The organism is Ruegeria sp. E1 (genome assembly GCF_056534225.1).
This window is the reverse complement of the sequence record NZ_JBQFPE010000013.1, coordinates 44,306-62,419: the sequence shown is the minus strand read 5'-3', so window position 1 is coordinate 62,419 and position 18,114 is coordinate 44,306. Positions and strand designations below refer to the sequence as shown.

Genomic DNA, 18,114 nt, shown 5'->3' with positions numbered 1-18,114 from the left:
TCGGGTTCCCCGAGCTTACTTAGCTCCGACGATGTTGTTGCGTGTTTTAAAAGCCTGATAGGAACGAACCACAACCTGCGTCAGAACTGTGACGTCACGTCCCGAATTTCGAGCGTATGATGAAGAAGTTGACGTAAAGGTCAGTCGTAGTTGATTTTTTTGATTGCCTGGTCAAAAAATGATGCGCTCGATCGATTTCTTCCCCCTTACGGCGCGGATCATACCTCTTACATGCGCCCTGTCGCTGCGGGTTTGCCACTCATGATCGACGATTCTTGAGCGCATGTTACCCATGCTGTTCGGATCGGACCCGCAGCGGCAGAGGTCGTGAGGCCCAGCATCGGAGGGGTTTTGAGTTGTATTTTAAGTCTATCCTTGATCGCATTTCGCGAAGCCAGCGCTCTGAGGGCGCGCGCGCCGGGCAGCCTGTTGCGTCTTGCCAGGAAATTGAACCGAGACGGCCAACGATTGATGAAGCCGAATTGCGGGATCTGTTTCAAAGCGTTTTTGCCGAGAAGCAAAGGAGTTTGCCCGTCCGACGTGAGGAGAACCAGCGGGTCGAAGAGGGGTCTCATCGAAGTCTTTAGCGAAGCTACCTGCAAAGCGTGACTATGGATAAGCTTGTCTGTCAGTGAGAGATGCAAAGGCGTCTGTCCAACGTAACAGCGGTATGGATTGAACAGATTTTGAGCGTCGTGAGGGGGCAGAGGTCGGCTGAGGGGGTAGCGCCGACCTCTGTTCGGGGACACGAAGTGGTAGTTGTGAACCGTTGAGACAAATCTAGCAACAGAACAGGCGGTGCGAAATTAGGGGAATCCCCTAGAGATGCGTGTTATTTAGGCTTTAGAGATCACCTCGCGGTCGAACTTGGTAAGTTTTCAAGAGAATCGTGGACATATTTTGGCCATAATGTAACCTTGTCGTTGAGGGTGACACGTCCTGATTTTAGTATGTACTGGTTTTTAACTGGCTTTTGAGGGGGTTATGAGTACGGCGTGTCGCCCCGCGCATGTCATCAACCTTAGTTATCAATCGAGCTGCAGTTTTCCGCACACGCTTGGATGTGGCTATCGGGCGTGCCCGGATCAAACTTAATAAAACTGTCACAATTCAAACATGTCTGCATTCTATCAAGCAGACGCGGCGCGTCTGGGGATGTCTGACGATTTTCTATGAGGGGGTACGAGTTCGGCGCGTCGTGACCTTTCCCCCGGGGTTCAATTTTCATTTTCAAGGCAGTCTGCTTGCCTGAGCGATATATAGATCGGGCGGGAAGCTGTGGCATGCGCCGCGGCGCATCAGTTGATCTGATAAAAGAATGAAAGTTTCCGGCTAGCTCCGTTGGGCGGGGGCGGGAATGGTGCTGCGGTGCGCACCTGTTCCTTTGCCGCCCGGTCGACTTCACGTGAACCTGAACTGTCGACGACATCGACCCATGCGAGTGAACCGTCCGGGTTGATTTCAAAAAAGACCTGAGCGAACCCTTTTGACGCGACATAGACGATCGGGGCCCGGTTCAGGTGAACCAGCACCTTGCCCGCATAATTGGTCACGTCTGAATTTCCCGGCCCGCGCCCTCCGGCCCGCGCCTCTCTGTTTCGAGAGGAAAACGCGTCGGTGCCGTCTTGCTGATACTGAGCCAGAGGCGAAACAATTGTTTGTTCCGGATTGCGAAAGATTTCGAATTTGTCGGAGCCTACCTCGGCACCTTGTGGTTCTGGTTGCGAGCGGTCTGCAGGTTGAGGGCGGATCGAAGTTGTCACCGCAAGATCCGAGTTTTCGGATTGCGGCTCGGCGTCCAACTCTTCCGGCTCAGTGATTCCACTGTCCGCCGGTGCGAGCGGAATTGTTGGGGGCGCGGGCAGGGCGGCGATTTGTTCCGGCGCAGGGGCGCTGGCTTCGTCGGGTGTTGCCGCTTCGATCAAAGGGCGACCTGTGTTGGAGGTCCCATCGGGCAACTCGGGTGCGGCAACGGGTTCGACTGGGGATGGTTGCGCGACTTCCTTAAGGGTTTGTGGGTCGCTGTCGGCCTGATCGGCGCTTTGTATCGCCTCGGGGTCGGGGGCTTGCGGTGTCAGGACCGTTGATGAGCCTGTATCCGGCGACGGGGTTTGCCGTGGCTCTGCCGAGGCGACCAATGCGTCGCTGGTGGGTATCTCTGCCTCGGCGGGTTCGGGTGGCGTTTCGGACGGAAGTTCGGGTGGCTCGGCCAGTTCGGGCTCGACGGGCTCGGGTTCAGCTGTCGCGAAATCCTCAAAGGTGGTTCCAAGTTCGACCGTGTCCGACCGTTGGTCTTCACCCGTGCGCGGCGTCAGATTTGGCGCGCTAATGCTCAGGCCAAGTGCATGAATGCCCAATGACAACAGGATGGCCAAAGCCGCGACAAAGGCCGATCTACGGATCATTCGAGAGCCTGCCGGGTCACGACAAACACGGATTGCGCGCCCAGATTTCGTAATTCGCCTGTGACCTCGATTAGGCGGGGACCCGGCGCGGTGCGATCCGGAACGATGCGTACAGACTCGCCTGAATGGGTGCGCATGAATGCGTCTGGTTCAATGGGGGCTCCGCGATAGCTCAGTGATCCGTCGGAATGCAGCACCAGCGCGTCGGGTGGTTCGCGGCCTTCAAGCTCGGCGGTATCGACAAGGTCCAGATCGCGATCCAGTGGCGGTGCGATGGTCCCCGCGATGAGAAAGAAGATCAGCATCAGAAACACGACGTTGATCAGTGGAATAGTCGAGTCGCGTTTATTGCGAGGGCGTGCGTATCGGATCACGGAGTCACCTCAGCACCGTCACGGTCAGGCCTTCCTGACCGCGCAGCCGGACCAGAAGATCCACAAGTCGCTGCGCCGTGGTATCGGCATCCAAACTGATCAGAACTTGCCCGGTCTCAACCCGCTCGGTCAGTTCGTCAAACGTCAGCGGTACGCCATTCAGCACCAGACGTTCAGCGCCGAGTTGCACAAAGACCCGCTCGGACGGATCGCTGGCGTCTGCCTCCCCGGCGGATGCGCTGCTCAGTTCAATTTCACCAAATCGAGAAAAGGTCGAAGAGAGCATAAAGAACAGCAAGAGCAGAAAGATCACGTCGATGAGTGGCGTCATCGACATTCGGCGGCGTACGAAAGGTTGTGCCTTACGCATGTCCGGGCGCAGCCGCGAGGTCTTTGGGCATATCGACCGTTCGCGGGGCAGGGCCGGGCACAAGGATGGTTCGCAGCGCCTTGTCTGCAAAGACCCGCTCGCGCGCTGTGCGGCTTTCGAACCAGGACAAAACCATCGAGGTGGGCATGGCTACGGCAAGGCCGACCGCCGTTGTCACCAGCGCCACCCAGATCCCCCCGGCCAAAAGCGAGGGGTCGACCGAATTGCCCGCAGCCTGCAGGCTTTGAAAGGCGTTAATCATCCCCAGCACGGTTCCGAACAGCCCCAGCAACGGCGCAAGTTGCGCCACGGTATCAAGCAGGCGAAACCCCCGTTCGAGATCGGCCAGCGCCAGCCCCGCTTCGGCGTCCAGCCGGTCATCTGCCCCGGGCATATCCTGCGCGTCCATTGCCGCGCTGACGATCGGGGCGAGGTAACTTTTGCTTTTGCCAAGATGCGTGCGCGCGGCGCTACGATCGCCTGCATCCCATGCCGAAAGCGCTTGAGACAGCACCTGGTGCCGTCCAACCCCGTAGGCCGCGAACTGCCAGAGCTTATAGAGCGTCACGGCCAGCGCCAGAACCGACATGACGATCAGGACGGCAACAACCGGTCCACCCAGCGTCAAAATCTCACGCAGTGCTGTCAAAGGATTCATCCCAAAAGCTCCATCTCGACCCGGCTGCGGAGCCTTAGCCCCTGCTGGCAAATCCCGCTTTCTGATCCGCCAACAATACAGGTGCTTGCGCCGTTGATCAGCGCTTGCCCCACTGATGCACAGGACAGGCCGGCCAGATTAAACTGCCGCACGCGTGGTCGGTCTGCCGGAAGATCGCGAAAATCAAGCAGTGTCAGGCTGAGAACCCGGTTATCTGCGTCGAATATCACGGTTTCGAATTTGGCGCTTTCGATATCCGTGCCGGTTCCGTTCTGGATAAGAAAGCTCAACTGGCAAGCCCCGTCTACGTCACGAACCGCGTTCAGTTCGACCAGCAGCACTGCTGGTGAATTTTCGGCTGATTGCGCGAACCCTGTGGATGCCAAGGCTCCGACAATCGATGCGGCAAGGCTGAGGCGACGAAACAACATGAGCGACTCCAGAGTTTTTTGCCTGACCCGTCAGACCTGCGGTGTTTCCTTGGTTCGCTGTCTGTCATATCTCAGACCGATAGCCCGCGAAAGAGCAGCTGAGCCTATTGTGAAAAGACCTGTTTACCCGTCATCAGATACTGCGCGCGTGTGATCTTTCAAGCCACGCTGATCCTGTAGTTTTTGCCTTTTGAAGGTTCGGTTCAGGTGCTAACCTTTCACCGAACTTCACCGGTTTCAAACGGGCTTTTTTGCCCCTGCATCGAATTGCGAGCGCAAGTCCGGCGTTGGAAGTTTCCGAATAAAAGGGGCGTCATGCAAGATCACGGTTACGAGTCAGGGCGCTTGAACCTGCCTTTTGTCGGGATTTCGACATTTGCGAAATCTCCTTATGTCGCGGATTGGGATCAGATCGAAGCGGATGTCGCCGTGCTGGGCGCACCGTTCGATTTCGGCACCCAGTGGCGACCCGGCGCGCGGTTTGGTCCGCGCGCGGTGCGCGAGGCGTCGACCCTGTTCAGTTTTGGCCATGCAGGGGCTTATGATCACGAGGATGATGCGACCTATCTGGATAGCTCGGTGCGGATGGTTGATCTGGGGGATGCCGATATCATCCACACCAAGACCGAAGAAAGCCACGCAAATATCGCGTTGGGGGTTAGCAAGATACTGAAAGCGGGGGCATTGCCTGTGACCATCGGTGGGGATCATTCGATCAACATCCCCTGCATCAACGCCTTCGCCGAGGATTGTGCGCAGAACGGGTCAATCCATGTGGTGCAGATTGATGCGCATCTGGATTTTGTCGATGAACGCCACGGCGTGACCGCCGGGCACGGCAACCCGATGCGGCGGGCGATTGAAAAAGACTATGTCTCGGGCATGACGCAGTTGGGCATCCGCAATGTCTCGTCCACCGCGAAGGAAGGGTACGAGGATGCCCGCGCGCGCGGCTCGGATATCCTGTCGGTGCGGCAGGTGCGCAAGCTGGGAACCGAGGTGGTTTTGGCGCGCATCCCGCAAGGGGCACGGTACTATGTGACGATTGATATCGACGCGTTTTGCCCATCGATTGCGGCGGGGACAGGCACACCCAGCCATGGCGGGTTTCTCTACTACGATGTGTTGGAGATTCTGCAGGGTTTGGCCAAACGTGGTGATGTTGTCGGCATCGATCTGGTCGAGGTGGCCCCGGCCTATGACCCGACTGAAAGCACTCAGATTCTGGCGGCACAGCTGTTGCTGAACTTTCTGGGGTTCATTTTTCACGAACGCGCCCGGCGGTAGGGGGCCTGTCGCCCCAGCCTTTCGCATCTCGCGCAGCTAGGGCGAGCCTCCTCGGTGTTAGATGTCTGCAAAGCGGACAAAGCTGCTGTTTGCGAAGAAACCACAAATTGCCGCTTTTTCTGTCTCAGTGCACAAAACAGAGTTTGTTGAAGTTTCGCCTCCACGATGAAACTTCTTCACCCACACTCTCGCCAAGAAGCCCACGCTTGATCAGCGCGGCAAGCTGACCAGCATCAGCCGACGTCATGCCCCAACGGACCAGTTCTGGCGTCCCAATGCGCAATCCGTTCAAATCGCCATCAACAGGAGTTGTCGGCAACCCGATGCCGCAAGAAAGGAACCCATTCGGGCGCAACTTTTTCGACGCCGCCTGACCGCCACCAAAGGGTTCGGCCAATACGGCGAACTGGTGGGAGTTCGTAAAGCCTTCGGCGGTAGAAAAGACCGGAACACCTTCTGAATCCAATGAGGTCGCCAATGCTTGCGACATCGCGATCATCTCCTTGGCATAGGCTTCCCCAAAGTCTCTCCAATCCAGCATGGACACCGCCAAAGCGGCCGTCTTTGCTGCATCGAAATTGGCAGTCATCCCAGGGAACGCGATGGCATCAAGCGCTTTAGCGATCTCGGCATCGTTGGACACAATCAGCCCCCCAGCCGGTCCCCCGAGGCTTTTGTAAGTGCTCATCGTCATGAAATGCGCGCCTTCCTTTAGCGGGTTCGACCACGCTCGCCCTGCGATGATCCCACATTGGTGGGCCGCGTCGAACATGACTTTGGCGCCAACTTCGTCTGCAATGGCACGAATCTCGGCCACGGGGTGCTCAAACAGGTTCAGACTGCCGCCAATGGTGATCAGCTTGGGTCGTTCGGCCAGGGTCAATGCGCGAAGCTGATCCAGATCGACCGTGTATCCATCCGCATTTACCGGCGCTTCAACCGTACGCAGACCAAAAAGTCCGGCACAGCCCGCGACATGATGCGTGACATGCCCGCCAATCGATGCAGGGGGCGCGATGATCGTATCGCCTGGTTTGCACGTCGCCATGAAGCCATAGAGGTTGGCAATCGCGCCAGAGGGCACGCGGACCTCTGAAAACCTGGCATCGAACACCTCTGCGCAAAGCTGCGCGGCGATCACCTCGATCTCTTCGATCGCTTCCAATCCCATTTCGTACTTGTCGCCGGGATAGCCCAATGACGGACGTGAGCCGATACCCAACGACAAAAGCGCCTCGGCCTTCGGGTTCATGACATTGGTCGCCGGGTTAAGGTTGAAGCATTCTTCCTCGTGGATCACACGGTTCCGTTCCGCGAGTGTCTGAACCCGGGCCAGAAGATCGGCCGAGGACATAGACGCAGCTGAATTAGCAATCTCCTGAACCAGTGTTTCGCTTGTTTCGGGAACCCAGTTTCGCTGTGCAAGTGTCATCCACCATCCTCCTGTTTACGCCAATCTGACGCCTGAATCGTGACAGCGCAAAGCAGATTTGCTATTTCTTGGCGTAGAAAAACTAAGTCTAAGTTATGAGTGTCGCCCCCAAACGCCCGAAAGGCCCACCTCTGAACGCCATGCGCGCCTTTGAAGCTGCCGCGCGACACGTGAGCTTTGTCGCCGCCGCGGACGAACTGGGCGTTACGCCCGGCGCAATTTCTCAGCACATCAAGACCCTTGAAGGCTGGGCAGGCACATCTCTTTTCCGCCGCAATGCCCAAGGGGTGGAATTGACGAAGGCTGGGGCGTCGCTCGTGTTACGGTTTACATCTGCTTTTGACGCATTGGCCGATGCAACACTGGCCCTGCGCAACCTTGATCCCGCCGTCGATTTTCAAATCGCGGCACTGCCTTCCGTCGCTCAGCTCTGGTTACCCAGCAGGCTCAGCAAAATCAGGGCGCAATTCCCGCAGATCACTTTTTCGGTCACGGCCATGGAAAACCCGCCCAACCTATCGAGGGATTTGTTCGATCTGGCGATTTTCTTCGATGACACCAATGGATCACCCGATCAGGTGCGAATCTGTAGCGACGAAATTGTGCCCGTCTGCGCGCCTGATCTCAGGATGCGCGGGTTGGATTTCGAGACTCTACCGCTGCTGCACGATCGGACATGGGCAGACGATTGGGCTTTGTGGTCTAAGAAGACCGGCACCCCAGTAGGCGACCCGCACCATGGCCCGACGTTTTCGCTTTACAGCCTCGCGGTTGAAGAAGCGAAGGCAGGTGCCGGACTGTTGATCGGACATCTTTGCCTGATCGAAGTCGCCCTCGCGAATGGTTCGCTCGAACTCGCCAGCCACGATACGTGCAAGACAGATCTTTATTTGTGTGCCCAACTGCCCGACAAGGTGCGACGGAGGCCTGAAACGGAACAAGTCGTCTCACTGCTTTTCTAGAAAAAACCTGCCATTCGAGCGTGCTTCGGCATCCGGCACTTTGGGCTACGGAGCGGCAATGCGCTCCGAGCTTTGTTGTCGCTTACCTGCACCACATGCGGCAGGGGGGTGGCTTTGATCCTACGTGTTTTCTCAGGCCCCGATGATGTTGTGGTCGGGACCATAGGGGAAACCGGTGATGTTCTCGGCTCCGCCCTCGCCGACCACCAGAATATCGTGCTCGCGATAGCCGCCCGCGCCGGGTTGGCCTTCGGGTATCCACAGCATTGGTTCGATGGACACGACCATGCCGGGTTCCAGCGCGGTGTCGATATCTTCGCGCAACTCCAGACCGGCCTCACGCCCGTAATAGTGGCTGAGAACGCCGAAGGAATGGCCATACCCGAAGGACCGGTATTGCAGCAGGCCCTCATCTGCGAAGAAGCGGTTGATTTCGGCGGTGATGCCCGAGCAGGTCGCGCCGGGTTTGATCAGGCTCAGGCCCAGTTCATGTGCTGCGACATTGGCCTTCCAGATGCGTAGGCTTTCGGCGTCCGGCTCTCCAAGAAACAGGGTGCGTTCCAGCGCGGTGTAATAGCCCGAGATCATGGGGAAGGTGTTCAGCGACAGGATATCGCCATTTTGCAGCACGCGTTTTGTGACTGGGTTATGCGCGCCGTCGGTGTTCAGGCCGGATTGGAACCAGACCCAAGTGTCACGGTATTCGGCATCCGGGTAGGCGCGGGCAATCTCGGCCTCCATCGCGTCGCGGCCTGCCATCGCGATTTCGATCTCGGTCGCGCCTTCACGGATCGCGGCGTGGATGGCGGCCCCGCCCACATCAGCGGTGCGGGCACCACCTTTGATCAACTCGATCTCTTCGGCGGATTTCACCATCCGGGCAGCCATGGTGTCGGGTGCGATGTCAACCATTTCAGGTTGACCCAGCATCGCCAAAGCGGTGTCCCGCGCGGCCAGAGTCAGGTGGTCGCTCTCGATCCCGATCCGTTTCGCGCCGCCAATCAAGCTGGCCACTGCGCGCCAGTAGTTGTCGCGCTTCCAATCGGTATAGATCACGTTGTCCTCGACCGAACGGCGCCACGGCTGACCTGCATCGATGTTGGCCGAAACGGTCGTGCAAGCGTCCTGCGTGACAACGCAGCCGTAGGGGCGGCCAAAGGCACAATACAGAAAGCCAGAGTAATAGGCGATGTTCTGCATCGAGGTCAGCAGGACCACCGGAATATCCCGCGCTGCCATGATGGCGCGCAGTTTGGCAAGACGGCGGTCATATTCGCCCTTGCTGAAGGGCAGGGGCGCTTTGTCGCCATTGTGACAGGTGAAGAATTCGGGGCGATTTGTCATTGTCTGGTCTCTCATCTTTGCCGGGCGGCAAACCCGGCCACTTGTCCCGGCGTTCAGGACAGGCGGTCTCGGGGTCCGAGAGCCGATCATCCCAGTGCGTCCGCGACGCCATCGCGGCTGGGATGAACGGTTAAATCGTTAGATCAGCCGTGCGCTTGCGTCAAGCGGGTGAAAGACCCCGCAAACGCTCGGACCGGCGGCGCAGCAATTCGACCGTGGTCAACAGCGCGATCGAGATGACCACAAGGATCGTTGCCACCGCCAGAATGGTCGGGCTGATCTGTTCGCGCAGGCCGGTGAACATCTGCCATGGCAGCGTCTTCTGGCTTGCCGAACCGACGAACAGCACCACGACCACCTCGTCAAATGAGGTGATGAAGGCAAACAGTCCGCCCGAGATTACGCCCGGCAAGATCAGCGGCATCTGGATCGAAAAGAACGTCCGCACTGGACCTGCACCCATATTCGCCGCTGCCCGCGTCAGCGAGCGGTCAAAGCCCACCAGCGTTGCGGTCACGGTAATGATGACGAAGGGGATACCCAGAACGGCGTGGGCAAGGATCACTTTCACATAGCCCACGAAGTTCTTGTTCATGCCCAGCGTGCCTTCCATGAAGCGACCGATATCGCTGTAGAAAAAGAACATGCCGGTGGCCGAGATGATCAGCGGTACGATCATCGGTGAGATCAGGATGCCCATGATGGCGCGGCGACCGGGAACGTGGCTTTGGCTGAGGCCGATAGCCGCCAGCGTGCCCAGTGATACCGAGATAACCGTCGCAATCGGCGCGATAATCAGCGAGTTCTTGAAGCTACGCTGCCATTCATTGTTGGTAAAGAAGTCACGGTAATGCTTCAGCGAGTATCCCTCGGGGTCCAGCCGCAGCATTTCCGGCGTGAAGGTAAAGAAGTCCTGCGCGTTGAACGACAGCGGCAGAACCACAAGGATCGGTGTGATAAGGAACACAAAGATCGCGCCACAGATCACCCGGAACAGGTAGTGATAGAACACCTGCTTCGGCGTCAGATAGGGCAGAAGTTTGCGGCGATAGCGGCCTTCGTACAGCCAATAGATGAACCACGAAAAGAACCAGCCGCCCAGCAGGCCAAGAACACCGCCCATCGGGCCGGAGAACAGAAAACCTGCGATGCCAAAGCCAAGAATGGTGATCCAGCGGGCAAGTTTCTCGTTCTTCAGAACCGTGATGTAGATCCAGGCAAGTGCGGCGATCAGGGCGGCCCCGCCGATGATGCCAAGAAGGACCGAGCCATTGCCCGCGCCGACGAAGACGCCGGCGAAGGCCCCTGCCAGTGCGACACTCGGCAGGACCATGGACAGAGGTTTGCGGGATATCGGAGTAAGTGCGGCCATGTCGATTATCCCAGCTTCACGTTATCAATGCCGACGATCTTGTCGTAGACCCAGTAGAGCAGCAACACGACACCCAGAAGGATTGTCCCCAATGCTGCGGCCAGCCCCCAGTTCAGCGAGGACGAAATGTGATAGGCGATCCGGTTCGAGATGAAGACGCCTTTGGTGCCGCCTACGATCTCAGGCGTGATGTAGTAGCCGATCGCCAGAATGAACACGAGGATCGAGCCCGCGCCGATGCCCGGGATGGATTGCGGGAAATAGATGCGCCAGAAGGTCGTCCAGTTGGTCGCACCCATGGATTTTGCCGCACGGGTGTAGGACGGCGGAATGGTTTGCATCACCGAATACATCGGCAGGATCATGAACGGCAGCAGGATATGCGTCATTGCAATAATGGTGCCGATTTGGTTGTTGATGATCACCAGCCTTGCGTCGTCAGCCACAAGCCCCAGCCAGACCAGCGTTTCGTTGATCACACCCTGTTGCTGCAGCATCACCTTCCACGCTGAGGTTCGCACCAGAAGTGAGGTCCAGAAGGGCAATAAGACAAGGATCATCAGCAGGTTAGATACCCGCATCGGCAGCGTCGCCAGCAGATAACTGACCGGATAGGCCAGCAGGATACAGGATGCGGTGATCACCAGCGACATAAACAGCGTGCGCCCGAACAGCTTGATCAGGATCTGCTTGTCCTCAGGCTGAGATTGCGCGCCTTCGGGCGTGCGGCGCATGTCGACCGCGTTCAGGAAATAACCATTGGTGACAGCAGGCGAGTGCGTCTTGATCACGGCCCAAGTCTGCGGCTCACCCCAGCCTTCGTGAATCTCGATGACCTGATCTTTGAACGGTCCATCGGTCTCGGGGTCCAGCTTGCCCATTTTCCGACCCGAGCGGCGGAACATCGAAGACATGCCGGTTTCTTCGTAGTTCAGACGTGAGCCCAGCCGGGTATGGGTCTTGTTGTCGACGGCGATAACCATGTCGCGGACAAAGGCGTCATAGACCGCCTCATCCGGTAGCTCGCCACTGGTTTCATCCCAGTTTTGCAAGGCTTCGACTGTTAAAGGCAGCGTTTCCTGCACAATGCTGTTTTCCACCGACCGGAACAGCATCGACGCAATCGGCACGATGAATGAGAACAGAACAAACAGCAGCAGAGGGGCCACCAGCATCAGCGCGCGCAGCTTTTGCCGCCGCAATGAACGTGCCAGCGATTGCTTGAGCGGCGTTCCGTCCGCTGCCAGCATTGGTCCGGCGTTTTGGCTTGCGTCAGTCATCGGTGCCCCTTGGGTTTTCTTTGGTCCGGGGGCGGCGCACCGCCCCCGACATTCTTAGGAAATCAGACGCTTATTGCGCCAGCCATGCCTGGAATTTGGCGTCGATGTCGTCGCGGTAGTCTGCCCAGAACTCGTAGTTATACAGGAACGTGTTCTCGGCGTTTGCCGGATCGGTTGGCATGTGCGGCGCCATGTCGATGCCCAGTTCCGCGTGCTGACCCACCAGCGGTGCCGACGAGGCACGGGCCGGACCGTACGAGATGTACTTGGCCTGATCCGCCAGACGCTGGGTGTCGGTCGCGAACATGATGTAGTCCAGTGCGCGCTTCTGACGCTCTTCGCTCAGACCGGCAGGGATGATCCAGCCGTCAAGGTCGAACACCTGCGCGTCCCACAGCATGGCAACGGGCTGCTTTTGCTCTTCGATCACGCTGAACAGACGGCCGTTGTAGGTCGAGCCCATGACGACTTCGCCATCGGCCAGCAGCTGCGGCGTGTCGGCACCGGCAGACCACCACACGACACTGTCCTTGATCGTGCCCAGCTTGGCCAGAGCCTGCTCCTGTCCTTCGGGGGTTGCCAGAACGTCATAAACGTCGTCCTTGGCGACGCCGTCACACAGCAACGCCCATTCCATGTTGTTGATCGGGCGCTTTTCCAGCGAACGCTTGCCGGGATAGGCTTCCAGATCGAATACAGCGCAGATATCGCTGGGCGGGGTATCCCCAACCAGATCGGTGCGATAGCCGAAAGTGGTCGAATAAACGATCTGCGGGATAAAGCAGTCGCTGACCAGCAGGTCACCGAAATCATCCGCGGCCGAGGTACCATCGGGCGCAGGGGCCAGCATGGTGTCGGGATCGATTTCCATCGCCAGACCTTCGTCGCACAGACGGATCGCGTCCGCTGCCACAACGTCCACCACGTCCCATGTGATGTTGCCTGCTTCGTTCATCGCGCGCAGCTTTGCAACCGCTTCGGCTGAACTGTCATCATTCAAAATGGTGACGCCGGTTTTTTCCGAATAGGGCTCGTGATACGCCTTGAGCTGCGATTTGGAATAGGCACCGCCCCACGAGACGATGGTCATCTCTTCGGCGGTAACGCCACCGGCCGCCGTCGCAAGAGCAGCTGCCGTAAGCAGGGTTTTTGTTGGTTTCATGTGTTACTCCCAGTACTTCCCGTTTGTTGTATGGTCAGCTGACGCACGGGTTTTCGCCAGCCGGTCCCTCAGTGAAACCGCGCTTGTACCGCGCGGTTTGGTCTATGCGTCAAGCGCACGACAATCCTGTGCCAGCCAGCCGATCTCGATCTCTTGTCCGGGTTTCAGGCGGATGGCATCGGGGGCGTTTCGTGTCTTGACGATGAACTCGTCATTGCCTGCCACCGACATGCGAAAGCGGAACACGTCACCCATATAGATGAATTCCTTGACCGTCGCCTTCAGCGTATGCGCATCGGCGTGCAGACGGTCCTTGTTGAATTCCACACGTTCTGGGCGGATCGAGACCTTGGTACGTTCGCCCGCATTGTGAACATTGATCGGTACCGCGTCGATTTCCGAGCCGTCATCCAGTTGAACAAGGCAGGTATCGCCGTCGATGGATTTAACTACGCCTTCCAGCGTGTTGTTTTCACCGATAAATTGCGCAACGAAGCTGTTTTCGGGTTCTTCATACAGTTGATCCGGTGGGGCCAGCTGCTGAATTCGGCCATCGTCGAACACGGCGACGCGGTCCGACATGGTCAACGCTTCGGTCTGGTCGTGGGTCACGTAGACGGTGGTGATGCCCAATTCATGCGCAAGGCGGGTAATCTCGAACTGCATATGTTCACGCAATTGCTTGTCGAGCGCGCCCAGCGGTTCGTCCATCAACACCAACTCGGGCTCAAACACCAGCGCACGCGCCAGCGCGATCCGCTGCTGCTGACCGCCTGAAAGCTGCGCCGGACGGCGATTGCCGAACGCACCCATCTGCACCATGTCCAGCGCACGCTTCACCTTGGCCTCGCGCGTGGATTTATCCATTTTGCGGACTTCCAGCGGGAACGAGAGGTTCTCGGCCACGGTCATATGCGGGAACAGGGCATAGTTCTGGAACACCATCCCAATGCCGCGCTTGTGCGGCGGGATATTGTTGATGGGTTTGCCATCCAGCAAAATCTCGCCATGGGTGGCAGTTTCAAATCCGGCAAGCATCATCAGGCAGGTCGTCTTACCCGATCCGGACGGCCCGAGCATGGTCAGGAATTCGCCCTTTGGCATCGCCAGGTTGAGATCTTTGACGACAAGAATCTCGCCGTCATAAGATTTTTGAACGCGTTGAAATTCAACAAACGCGGCGTCGTTATTTGTGTCGGTCACAAGACCCCCTGTTGCGTCAAATGATTATCCGGTTGCTCCGGATTTCACTGATCTTCTCGTGCATTGTTGCCGAGGCTAACAAATGGTCGCAAGCCCGTAAAGCGATTGAGCCCTCTGCAGCGTCACATTTCCTCAATTTTGCGACACGTTCAGGCGTTTCATATGCCAGGCTAAACTTTGGTTGCTGGACAGGATCGGCTTGTCGATCTGCGCCCTGATCTGGGGAATCGCAGCCAGCGTGCGCAGATTGGTGCAGCTAAGAAAGACCGCCTCGACCGCCGTATCAGATCCCAGCCTAACGGCAGCGTCGATCACGGATTCGGTCGAGATGCGCACCACCTTGGATTCTTCGGCCTCGCCAAACGTGCCAAATACGTCCATTGAAATGCCCTGCTCTGCAAACGCTTTTCGCAACGGGGTATTCACCTCTTCGACATAGGGCGACAGCAGGGCGAATTGCGACACGCCTTGGTCTGCGGCGCAGGCCGCCGCGGCGCGCAGCGGGTTGGTGACGGTCTGAACATCGCAGGTCTGTTTGACCATCTGTTCGACTCGTTCGGACCCGATGACAGAACTGGCTGACGTGCAGCCATAGCCCACAACCCGGTAGGGTCGTGCCTTGGGCAGCAAGTCGGCAGCGGCGGGCAAATCGGTCTCCATCCGGGCCAGCATATCGGTGCTGACCTCGGCCCCGCTGGGGATACGGCTGACATAAAGCGGGCTTTTGTCATCTGCAAACAGCGTACGAAACTCGGGCTCGATCGTTTCGTCCGTCTGCAGAACGATCAGGCCCATCGGAATCGCCGCGGGATCATCAGGGTCGAGAGAATAGGGCAGGTTGGTCATAACTCGGGGATCTCCGGTCCGATGCGGTCGCTCAGGTATTCCGGAGCGCCTTCAGTGATCAGGATGTTTTCCTCGTGCACAAGGATTTTCCCGTTTACTGCGATGCCCGGCTCAAAGGTCAGAACCATACCGGGCTGCAGCTCAGTGTGATCGGTCGGGATCAGTGAAGGCCATTCAGTTAGCGACATACCCAGACCATGCCCCAAACGTCCAGCGTCGGTGCCTACGGCGTCGCGCGTCAGCACCCGGTTCATGACATGGAACAGCTCGGCCGCAGTTGCGCCCGGTCGCGCATGTTGGAACGCCGCGTCAGACGCTTCAACCAAGCGCGCATGTGCGTCGCGCACTGCGGTACTTGCCGGGCCGACGGACCAGTTGCGGTCGAAATCGCAGAAATACCCATCGCGCACCAGCCCGGTATCCAGCATGAGTACATCGCCATGCGCAAGAGGTACGTTTCTTGCGGGGGAAATAACGTCCTCGTACCCGCCCTGATCGGCACCTCCGGCAAGGTAGGGCACCCAGTCCGCGCCTTCCTCAAGGCACAGCATCTGAAATCGTCGAAACACTTCATCCAAAGGTGTCCCTTGCGCAGCGATTTCGGGCACACGCGCAAAGGCGCGGGTCGCGATCTGACAAGCGGTTCGAATTTTCGCAATCTCTGCATCGGATTTGATCATCCGCAAGCTGCGCAGGATGCCCGTGTCGCCGACCAGTTGTCGCCGCCCGATCAGCGTCTCCAGCCGTTTCAGATCGGCCAGTGGCATCCGTACATGGGTCTCGTGCCCGTCCGGCACTCCGATCCGCTCCCCGTCCGGGATAACCTCGGACAAGGTGTCGGCCAAAAGCGAGATTCCGTCATCGCCTAGATCCGGTGCGCTCCAGGTGCGTATGTCGTCGACCCAGGTTTGCCCCATTAGGGCCGCGCCGATCGAAGGGATGACGGCAATCGGCTTGCCAGCGAGTGGTACAATCAGGAACCAAGGGCGCGTCGGACTTTCCCAGAAGCGGGTCAGATAGCCGGTGAAATACCGTAACTCGGGCTCGGTGGTCAGCAACAGGGCGGACACGCCGGCGGCGTCCATCATATTTTGCGCCTGTTTCGTGCGCGCTTCAAACTCGGCATTGCTGAAACCGGTCATGACACGTTCCCGTTTCTGAGAGGCACCGATCGAGCGACATTACAGTCAGTGTGCGGGTTCGTTTGGTTTAATAGCGGAGAGATTTCGATGCGCATCGCCTGTACCCATTCTTGTGCGCAGACGTGACCGGAACATGCGGTTTGTGTCAAGCGCTGCAAAGCTGCACTCGGGACGAATGCTTGACGACCGGCGCTTTAGATCTTTTGCACGAGGACTCAATCCAGTGTCTTTTCAATCGGATTTTGACGCGGTAAGTGTTCCCGAAATCACGGGTTCTTTCCTTTGGGGTGCATGGGAAGGCAAGCGGGCGTGATGGAATGGTAGACATATCGGACTTAAAATCCGAAGGCCTTAGTGCCGTGTGGGTTCGAGTCCCACCGCCCGCACCACTGAACAGGCTCTTGCGGTAGAGCAATTTAAACCGGGAACCCCAGTTTCTTGATCAGGTTCCAAATGTCGCGATTGGCGTCTGACAGCTGTTTGACCACATCCTCGATCTCTTGCATGGCTTGATCGTCCACGGTGTCTTCCCGGCCTAATTTGATCCCCGTCTTGCGGTCCGCAATGCGCATCAGGATCGTTTTGGGGTTACCGCTTTCTGGATCGAAGGAATAAATGCAATGATTGTACTTGTTCCGGATCGAGGACAGGCGGGACAGTCTTTGGGTGTGTTCAAGAATCGGATCCCGAACCTCGGGCGCGCGCCCATCCATTTTGGCCAACCGCTCGACCAGATCGATCCGTGCCCGGGTGGTGTTCAGCGTTAGAAAGATTATGACGGCCACATCCTTGTTGGCACCGGTCAAGCCAGCGATCAGATGGATCAGCAGGCTTTCGGTGTTTGTCCACATATAGTTCAGACGCCCGACCAGCAGGATCAGGCGATCAAACCGGGATTCGAACGGCTCAGTCAAAGCTTGGGTCGCGCATTTCTTCCGGGGCGACCTCGAAATAGAAATGCGCCGCAGCCGTTCGATTGCTGACACCGATTTTACCGGACACGTTATGCATATGCAGCTTTACCGTGTGTTCGGTAATACCCAGTTTCGACGCGATGGTCTTGTTGCTTTCGCCATGGGATACAAGGCGCAAAACCTGCTTTTCGCGTTTGGTCAGCTTGGAATACAAAGGCAGTTTATCCGATGCATCGGCCTGCGCGCTTCGCTGCTGCTGGGCAGGTTGCTTGGGAATTTCCTGACCCACAGGGACGGAATTTGCCAAAAAACAAGGCAGATGCAGTTCCTCATGCATGAGCAATCGCAGGATCGCCCGCCAGACATCTGGCGCCACGTTCATTGGCAAGTACCCGACATCACCAAACCGGGCGCGATCCCAGTTTTCGAACAGGATCCGGGCCGAGCTTTCCTTACGGTAGGCAAATGCCAGACACCCGGTATCCGCAAACCGGGCATATTCCGAGGGCCGCGTCAGCATATCCTCGAGCATCATCTGATCAACGACCACGATGTGCCCGGATGGATTTTGGCCCGTGGTTTCAGACAGGAACTTGTCCAGACTTTCATAGCGTTTCGCCTGTACGCCGAATTCGCTTTGGACACTTCTTAATGTCTGGTTTGAATAAAAAAGCTCTTTTCCAATAAAAATAATGGACAACTCTTCGGTATAATTCATTTCGTCACGAACATCGTCGCTCAATGAAAAGCTCATTGATCCACCCTCATGAATACCAGCGATGCCAATGAAAATCTTGTAGGGTTTGGTGCTATTTTTGGCGCCGCACAATGATAACTGAAAACTTCAAAATTAGCTGTGATCATAGCCCAAAGTGCAGATATCAGCAATAGAGCGGGCCGCTCTGGGCAATTCGGTCTAGAACTTTCGATCA

General features: G+C 57.5%; 17 protein-coding genes and 1 tRNA gene. 3 read left to right on the top strand and 15 right to left on the bottom strand.

Annotated elements, in window-relative coordinates; genetic code table 11:
• Positions 1-1,298 precede the first annotated feature (1,298 nt).
• Genes ACR0FG_RS16295 through ACR0FG_RS16275 form a run of 5 tightly spaced genes read right to left on the bottom strand, consistent with a single transcriptional unit; the run spans position 1,299 to position 4,238 of the window.
• On the bottom strand, positions 1,299-2,405 hold the full coding sequence (locus tag ACR0FG_RS16295) for an energy transducer TonB family protein (protein WP_480894074.1): 1,107 nt from the start codon (positions 2,403-2,405) through the stop codon (positions 1,299-1,301).
• On the bottom strand, positions 2,402-2,779 hold the full coding sequence (locus ACR0FG_RS16290; RefSeq protein WP_170716983.1) for an ExbD/TolR family protein: 378 nt from the start codon (positions 2,777-2,779) through the stop codon (positions 2,402-2,404). The genes ACR0FG_RS16295 and ACR0FG_RS16290 overlap by 4 nt, the downstream gene beginning before the upstream one ends.
• Positions 2,780-2,783: 4 nt before the next feature.
• The gene (locus ACR0FG_RS16285; protein WP_480894073.1) at positions 2,784-3,149 is read right to left on the bottom strand and encodes an ExbD/TolR family protein; all 366 of its coding nucleotides are present in this window, start codon (positions 3,147-3,149) and stop codon (positions 2,784-2,786) included.
• Positions 3,142-3,807 carry a MotA/TolQ/ExbB proton channel family protein gene (locus tag ACR0FG_RS16280; protein WP_170716979.1) on the bottom strand — a complete coding sequence of 222 codons (666 nt, stop codon included), beginning with the start codon at positions 3,805-3,807 and terminating at the stop codon, positions 3,142-3,144. The genes ACR0FG_RS16285 and ACR0FG_RS16280 overlap by 8 nt, the downstream gene beginning before the upstream one ends.
• Positions 3,804-4,238 carry a hypothetical protein gene (locus ACR0FG_RS16275; RefSeq protein WP_480894072.1) on the bottom strand — a complete coding sequence of 145 codons (435 nt, stop codon included), beginning with the start codon at positions 4,236-4,238 and terminating at the stop codon, positions 3,804-3,806. Before ACR0FG_RS16275 ends, ACR0FG_RS16280 begins: the two co-directional genes overlap by 4 nt.
• Positions 4,239-4,553: 315 nt before the next feature.
• On the opposite strand from ACR0FG_RS16275, the gene speB reads away from it, so the two are divergent.
• Positions 4,554-5,525 (top strand): agmatinase, encoded by a 972-nt coding sequence (speB, locus tag ACR0FG_RS16270; RefSeq protein ID WP_480894071.1) that lies wholly within the window; start codon positions 4,554-4,556, stop codon positions 5,523-5,525.
• A gap of 124 nt (positions 5,526-5,649) precedes the next feature.
• On the opposite strand, the gene ACR0FG_RS16265 is transcribed toward speB, so the two are convergent.
• Positions 5,650-6,957, bottom strand: a complete 1,308-nt coding sequence (locus tag ACR0FG_RS16265) for an aminotransferase class I/II-fold pyridoxal phosphate-dependent enzyme (protein ID WP_480894070.1) — start codon at positions 6,955-6,957, stop codon at positions 5,650-5,652.
• 140 nt (positions 6,958-7,097) lie between these two features.
• On the opposite strand from ACR0FG_RS16265, the gene ACR0FG_RS16260 reads away from it, so the two are divergent.
• Positions 7,098-7,919 (top strand): LysR family transcriptional regulator, encoded by an 822-nt coding sequence (locus ACR0FG_RS16260; RefSeq protein ID WP_480894069.1) that lies wholly within the window; start codon positions 7,098-7,100, stop codon positions 7,917-7,919.
• 132 nt (positions 7,920-8,051) lie between these two features.
• Here the strand turns inward: ACR0FG_RS16260 and ACR0FG_RS16255 are convergent, their stop codons facing one another.
• The 7 genes from ACR0FG_RS16255 to ACR0FG_RS16225 form a co-directional block, all read right to left on the bottom strand.
• Complete coding sequence (locus tag ACR0FG_RS16255) at positions 8,052-9,263, bottom strand: aminopeptidase P family protein (protein ID WP_480894068.1); 1,212 nt, start codon at positions 9,261-9,263, stop codon at positions 8,052-8,054.
• 160 nt (positions 9,264-9,423) lie between these two features.
• Positions 9,424-10,635, bottom strand: a complete 1,212-nt coding sequence (locus ACR0FG_RS16250) for an ABC transporter permease (protein ID WP_480894067.1) — start codon at positions 10,633-10,635, stop codon at positions 9,424-9,426.
• Between the two features lie 5 nt (positions 10,636-10,640).
• A complete protein-coding gene (locus tag ACR0FG_RS16245; protein WP_480894066.1) occupies positions 10,641-11,915 on the bottom strand; it encodes an ABC transporter permease in 1,275 nt (424 codons plus the stop codon).
• A 70-nt stretch (positions 11,916-11,985) separates the two neighbouring features.
• On the bottom strand, positions 11,986-13,077 hold the full coding sequence (locus tag ACR0FG_RS16240) for an extracellular solute-binding protein (RefSeq protein ID WP_170713393.1): 1,092 nt from the start codon (positions 13,075-13,077) through the stop codon (positions 11,986-11,988).
• Between the two features lie 102 nt (positions 13,078-13,179).
• Positions 13,180-14,280 (bottom strand): ABC transporter ATP-binding protein, encoded by a 1,101-nt coding sequence (locus ACR0FG_RS16235; protein WP_480894065.1) that lies wholly within the window; start codon positions 14,278-14,280, stop codon positions 13,180-13,182.
• A 132-nt stretch (positions 14,281-14,412) separates the two neighbouring features.
• Entirely contained in the window at positions 14,413-15,126 is a 714-nt protein-coding gene (locus tag ACR0FG_RS16230; RefSeq protein ID WP_480894064.1) for a maleate cis-trans isomerase family protein, read from the bottom strand.
• Positions 15,123-16,268: a M24 family metallopeptidase gene (locus ACR0FG_RS16225; RefSeq protein WP_480894063.1), complete on the bottom strand. Its 1,146-nt coding sequence runs from the start codon at positions 16,266-16,268 to the stop codon at positions 15,123-15,125. The genes ACR0FG_RS16230 and ACR0FG_RS16225 overlap by 4 nt, the downstream gene beginning before the upstream one ends.
• 303 nt (positions 16,269-16,571) lie before the next feature.
• On the opposite strand from ACR0FG_RS16225, the gene ACR0FG_RS16220 reads away from it, so the two are divergent.
• Positions 16,572-16,657: transfer RNA gene (locus ACR0FG_RS16220), tRNA-Leu, on the top strand.
• A gap of 27 nt (positions 16,658-16,684) precedes the next feature.
• Here the strand turns inward: ACR0FG_RS16220 and ACR0FG_RS16215 are convergent.
• Both ACR0FG_RS16215 and ACR0FG_RS16210 read right to left on the bottom strand, forming a co-directional pair.
• A complete protein-coding gene (locus tag ACR0FG_RS16215; RefSeq protein ID WP_170713453.1) occupies positions 16,685-17,182 on the bottom strand; it encodes a hypothetical protein in 498 nt (165 codons plus the stop codon).
• Positions 17,175-17,936: a response regulator transcription factor gene (locus ACR0FG_RS16210; RefSeq protein ID WP_480894062.1), complete on the bottom strand. Its 762-nt coding sequence runs from the start codon at positions 17,934-17,936 to the stop codon at positions 17,175-17,177. The genes ACR0FG_RS16215 and ACR0FG_RS16210 overlap by 8 nt, the downstream gene beginning before the upstream one ends.
• Between the last annotated feature and the right edge of the window lie 178 nt (positions 17,937-18,114).

Bases quoted from the DNA above. Each gene is read 5' to 3' on its own strand.
- ACR0FG_RS16280 (WP_170716979.1), bottom strand. From the start codon at position 3,807: ATGAATCCTTTGACAGCACTGCGTGAGATTTTGACGCTGGGTGGACCG.
- ACR0FG_RS16275 (WP_480894072.1), bottom strand. From the start codon at position 4,238: ATGTTGTTTCGTCGCCTCAGCCTTGCCGCATCGATTGTCGGAGCCTTG.
- ACR0FG_RS16255 (WP_480894068.1), bottom strand. From the start codon at position 9,263: ATGACAAATCGCCCCGAATTCTTCACCTGTCACAATGGCGACAAAGCG.
- ACR0FG_RS16240 (WP_170713393.1), bottom strand. From the start codon at position 13,077: ATGAAACCAACAAAAACCCTGCTTACGGCAGCTGCTCTTGCGACGGCG.
- speB (WP_480894071.1), top strand. From the start codon at position 4,554: ATGCAAGATCACGGTTACGAGTCAGGGCGCTTGAACCTGCCTTTTGTC.
- ACR0FG_RS16210 (WP_480894062.1), bottom strand. From the start codon at position 17,936: ATGAGCTTTTCATTGAGCGACGATGTTCGTGACGAAATGAATTATACC.
- ACR0FG_RS16285 (WP_480894073.1), bottom strand. From the start codon at position 3,149: ATGCGTAAGGCACAACCTTTCGTACGCCGCCGAATGTCGATGACGCCA.
- ACR0FG_RS16265 (WP_480894070.1), bottom strand. From the start codon at position 6,957: ATGACACTTGCACAGCGAAACTGGGTTCCCGAAACAAGCGAAACACTG.
- ACR0FG_RS16225 (WP_480894063.1), bottom strand. From the start codon at position 16,268: ATGACCGGTTTCAGCAATGCCGAGTTTGAAGCGCGCACGAAACAGGCG.
- ACR0FG_RS16250 (WP_480894067.1), bottom strand. From the start codon at position 10,635: ATGGCCGCACTTACTCCGATATCCCGCAAACCTCTGTCCATGGTCCTG.
- ACR0FG_RS16230 (WP_480894064.1), bottom strand. From the start codon at position 15,126: ATGACCAACCTGCCCTATTCTCTCGACCCTGATGATCCCGCGGCGATT.
- ACR0FG_RS16260 (WP_480894069.1), top strand. From the start codon at position 7,098: ATGCGCGCCTTTGAAGCTGCCGCGCGACACGTGAGCTTTGTCGCCGCC.
- ACR0FG_RS16295 (WP_480894074.1), bottom strand. From the start codon at position 2,405: ATGATCCGTAGATCGGCCTTTGTCGCGGCTTTGGCCATCCTGTTGTCA.
- ACR0FG_RS16245 (WP_480894066.1), bottom strand. From the start codon at position 11,915: ATGACTGACGCAAGCCAAAACGCCGGACCAATGCTGGCAGCGGACGGA.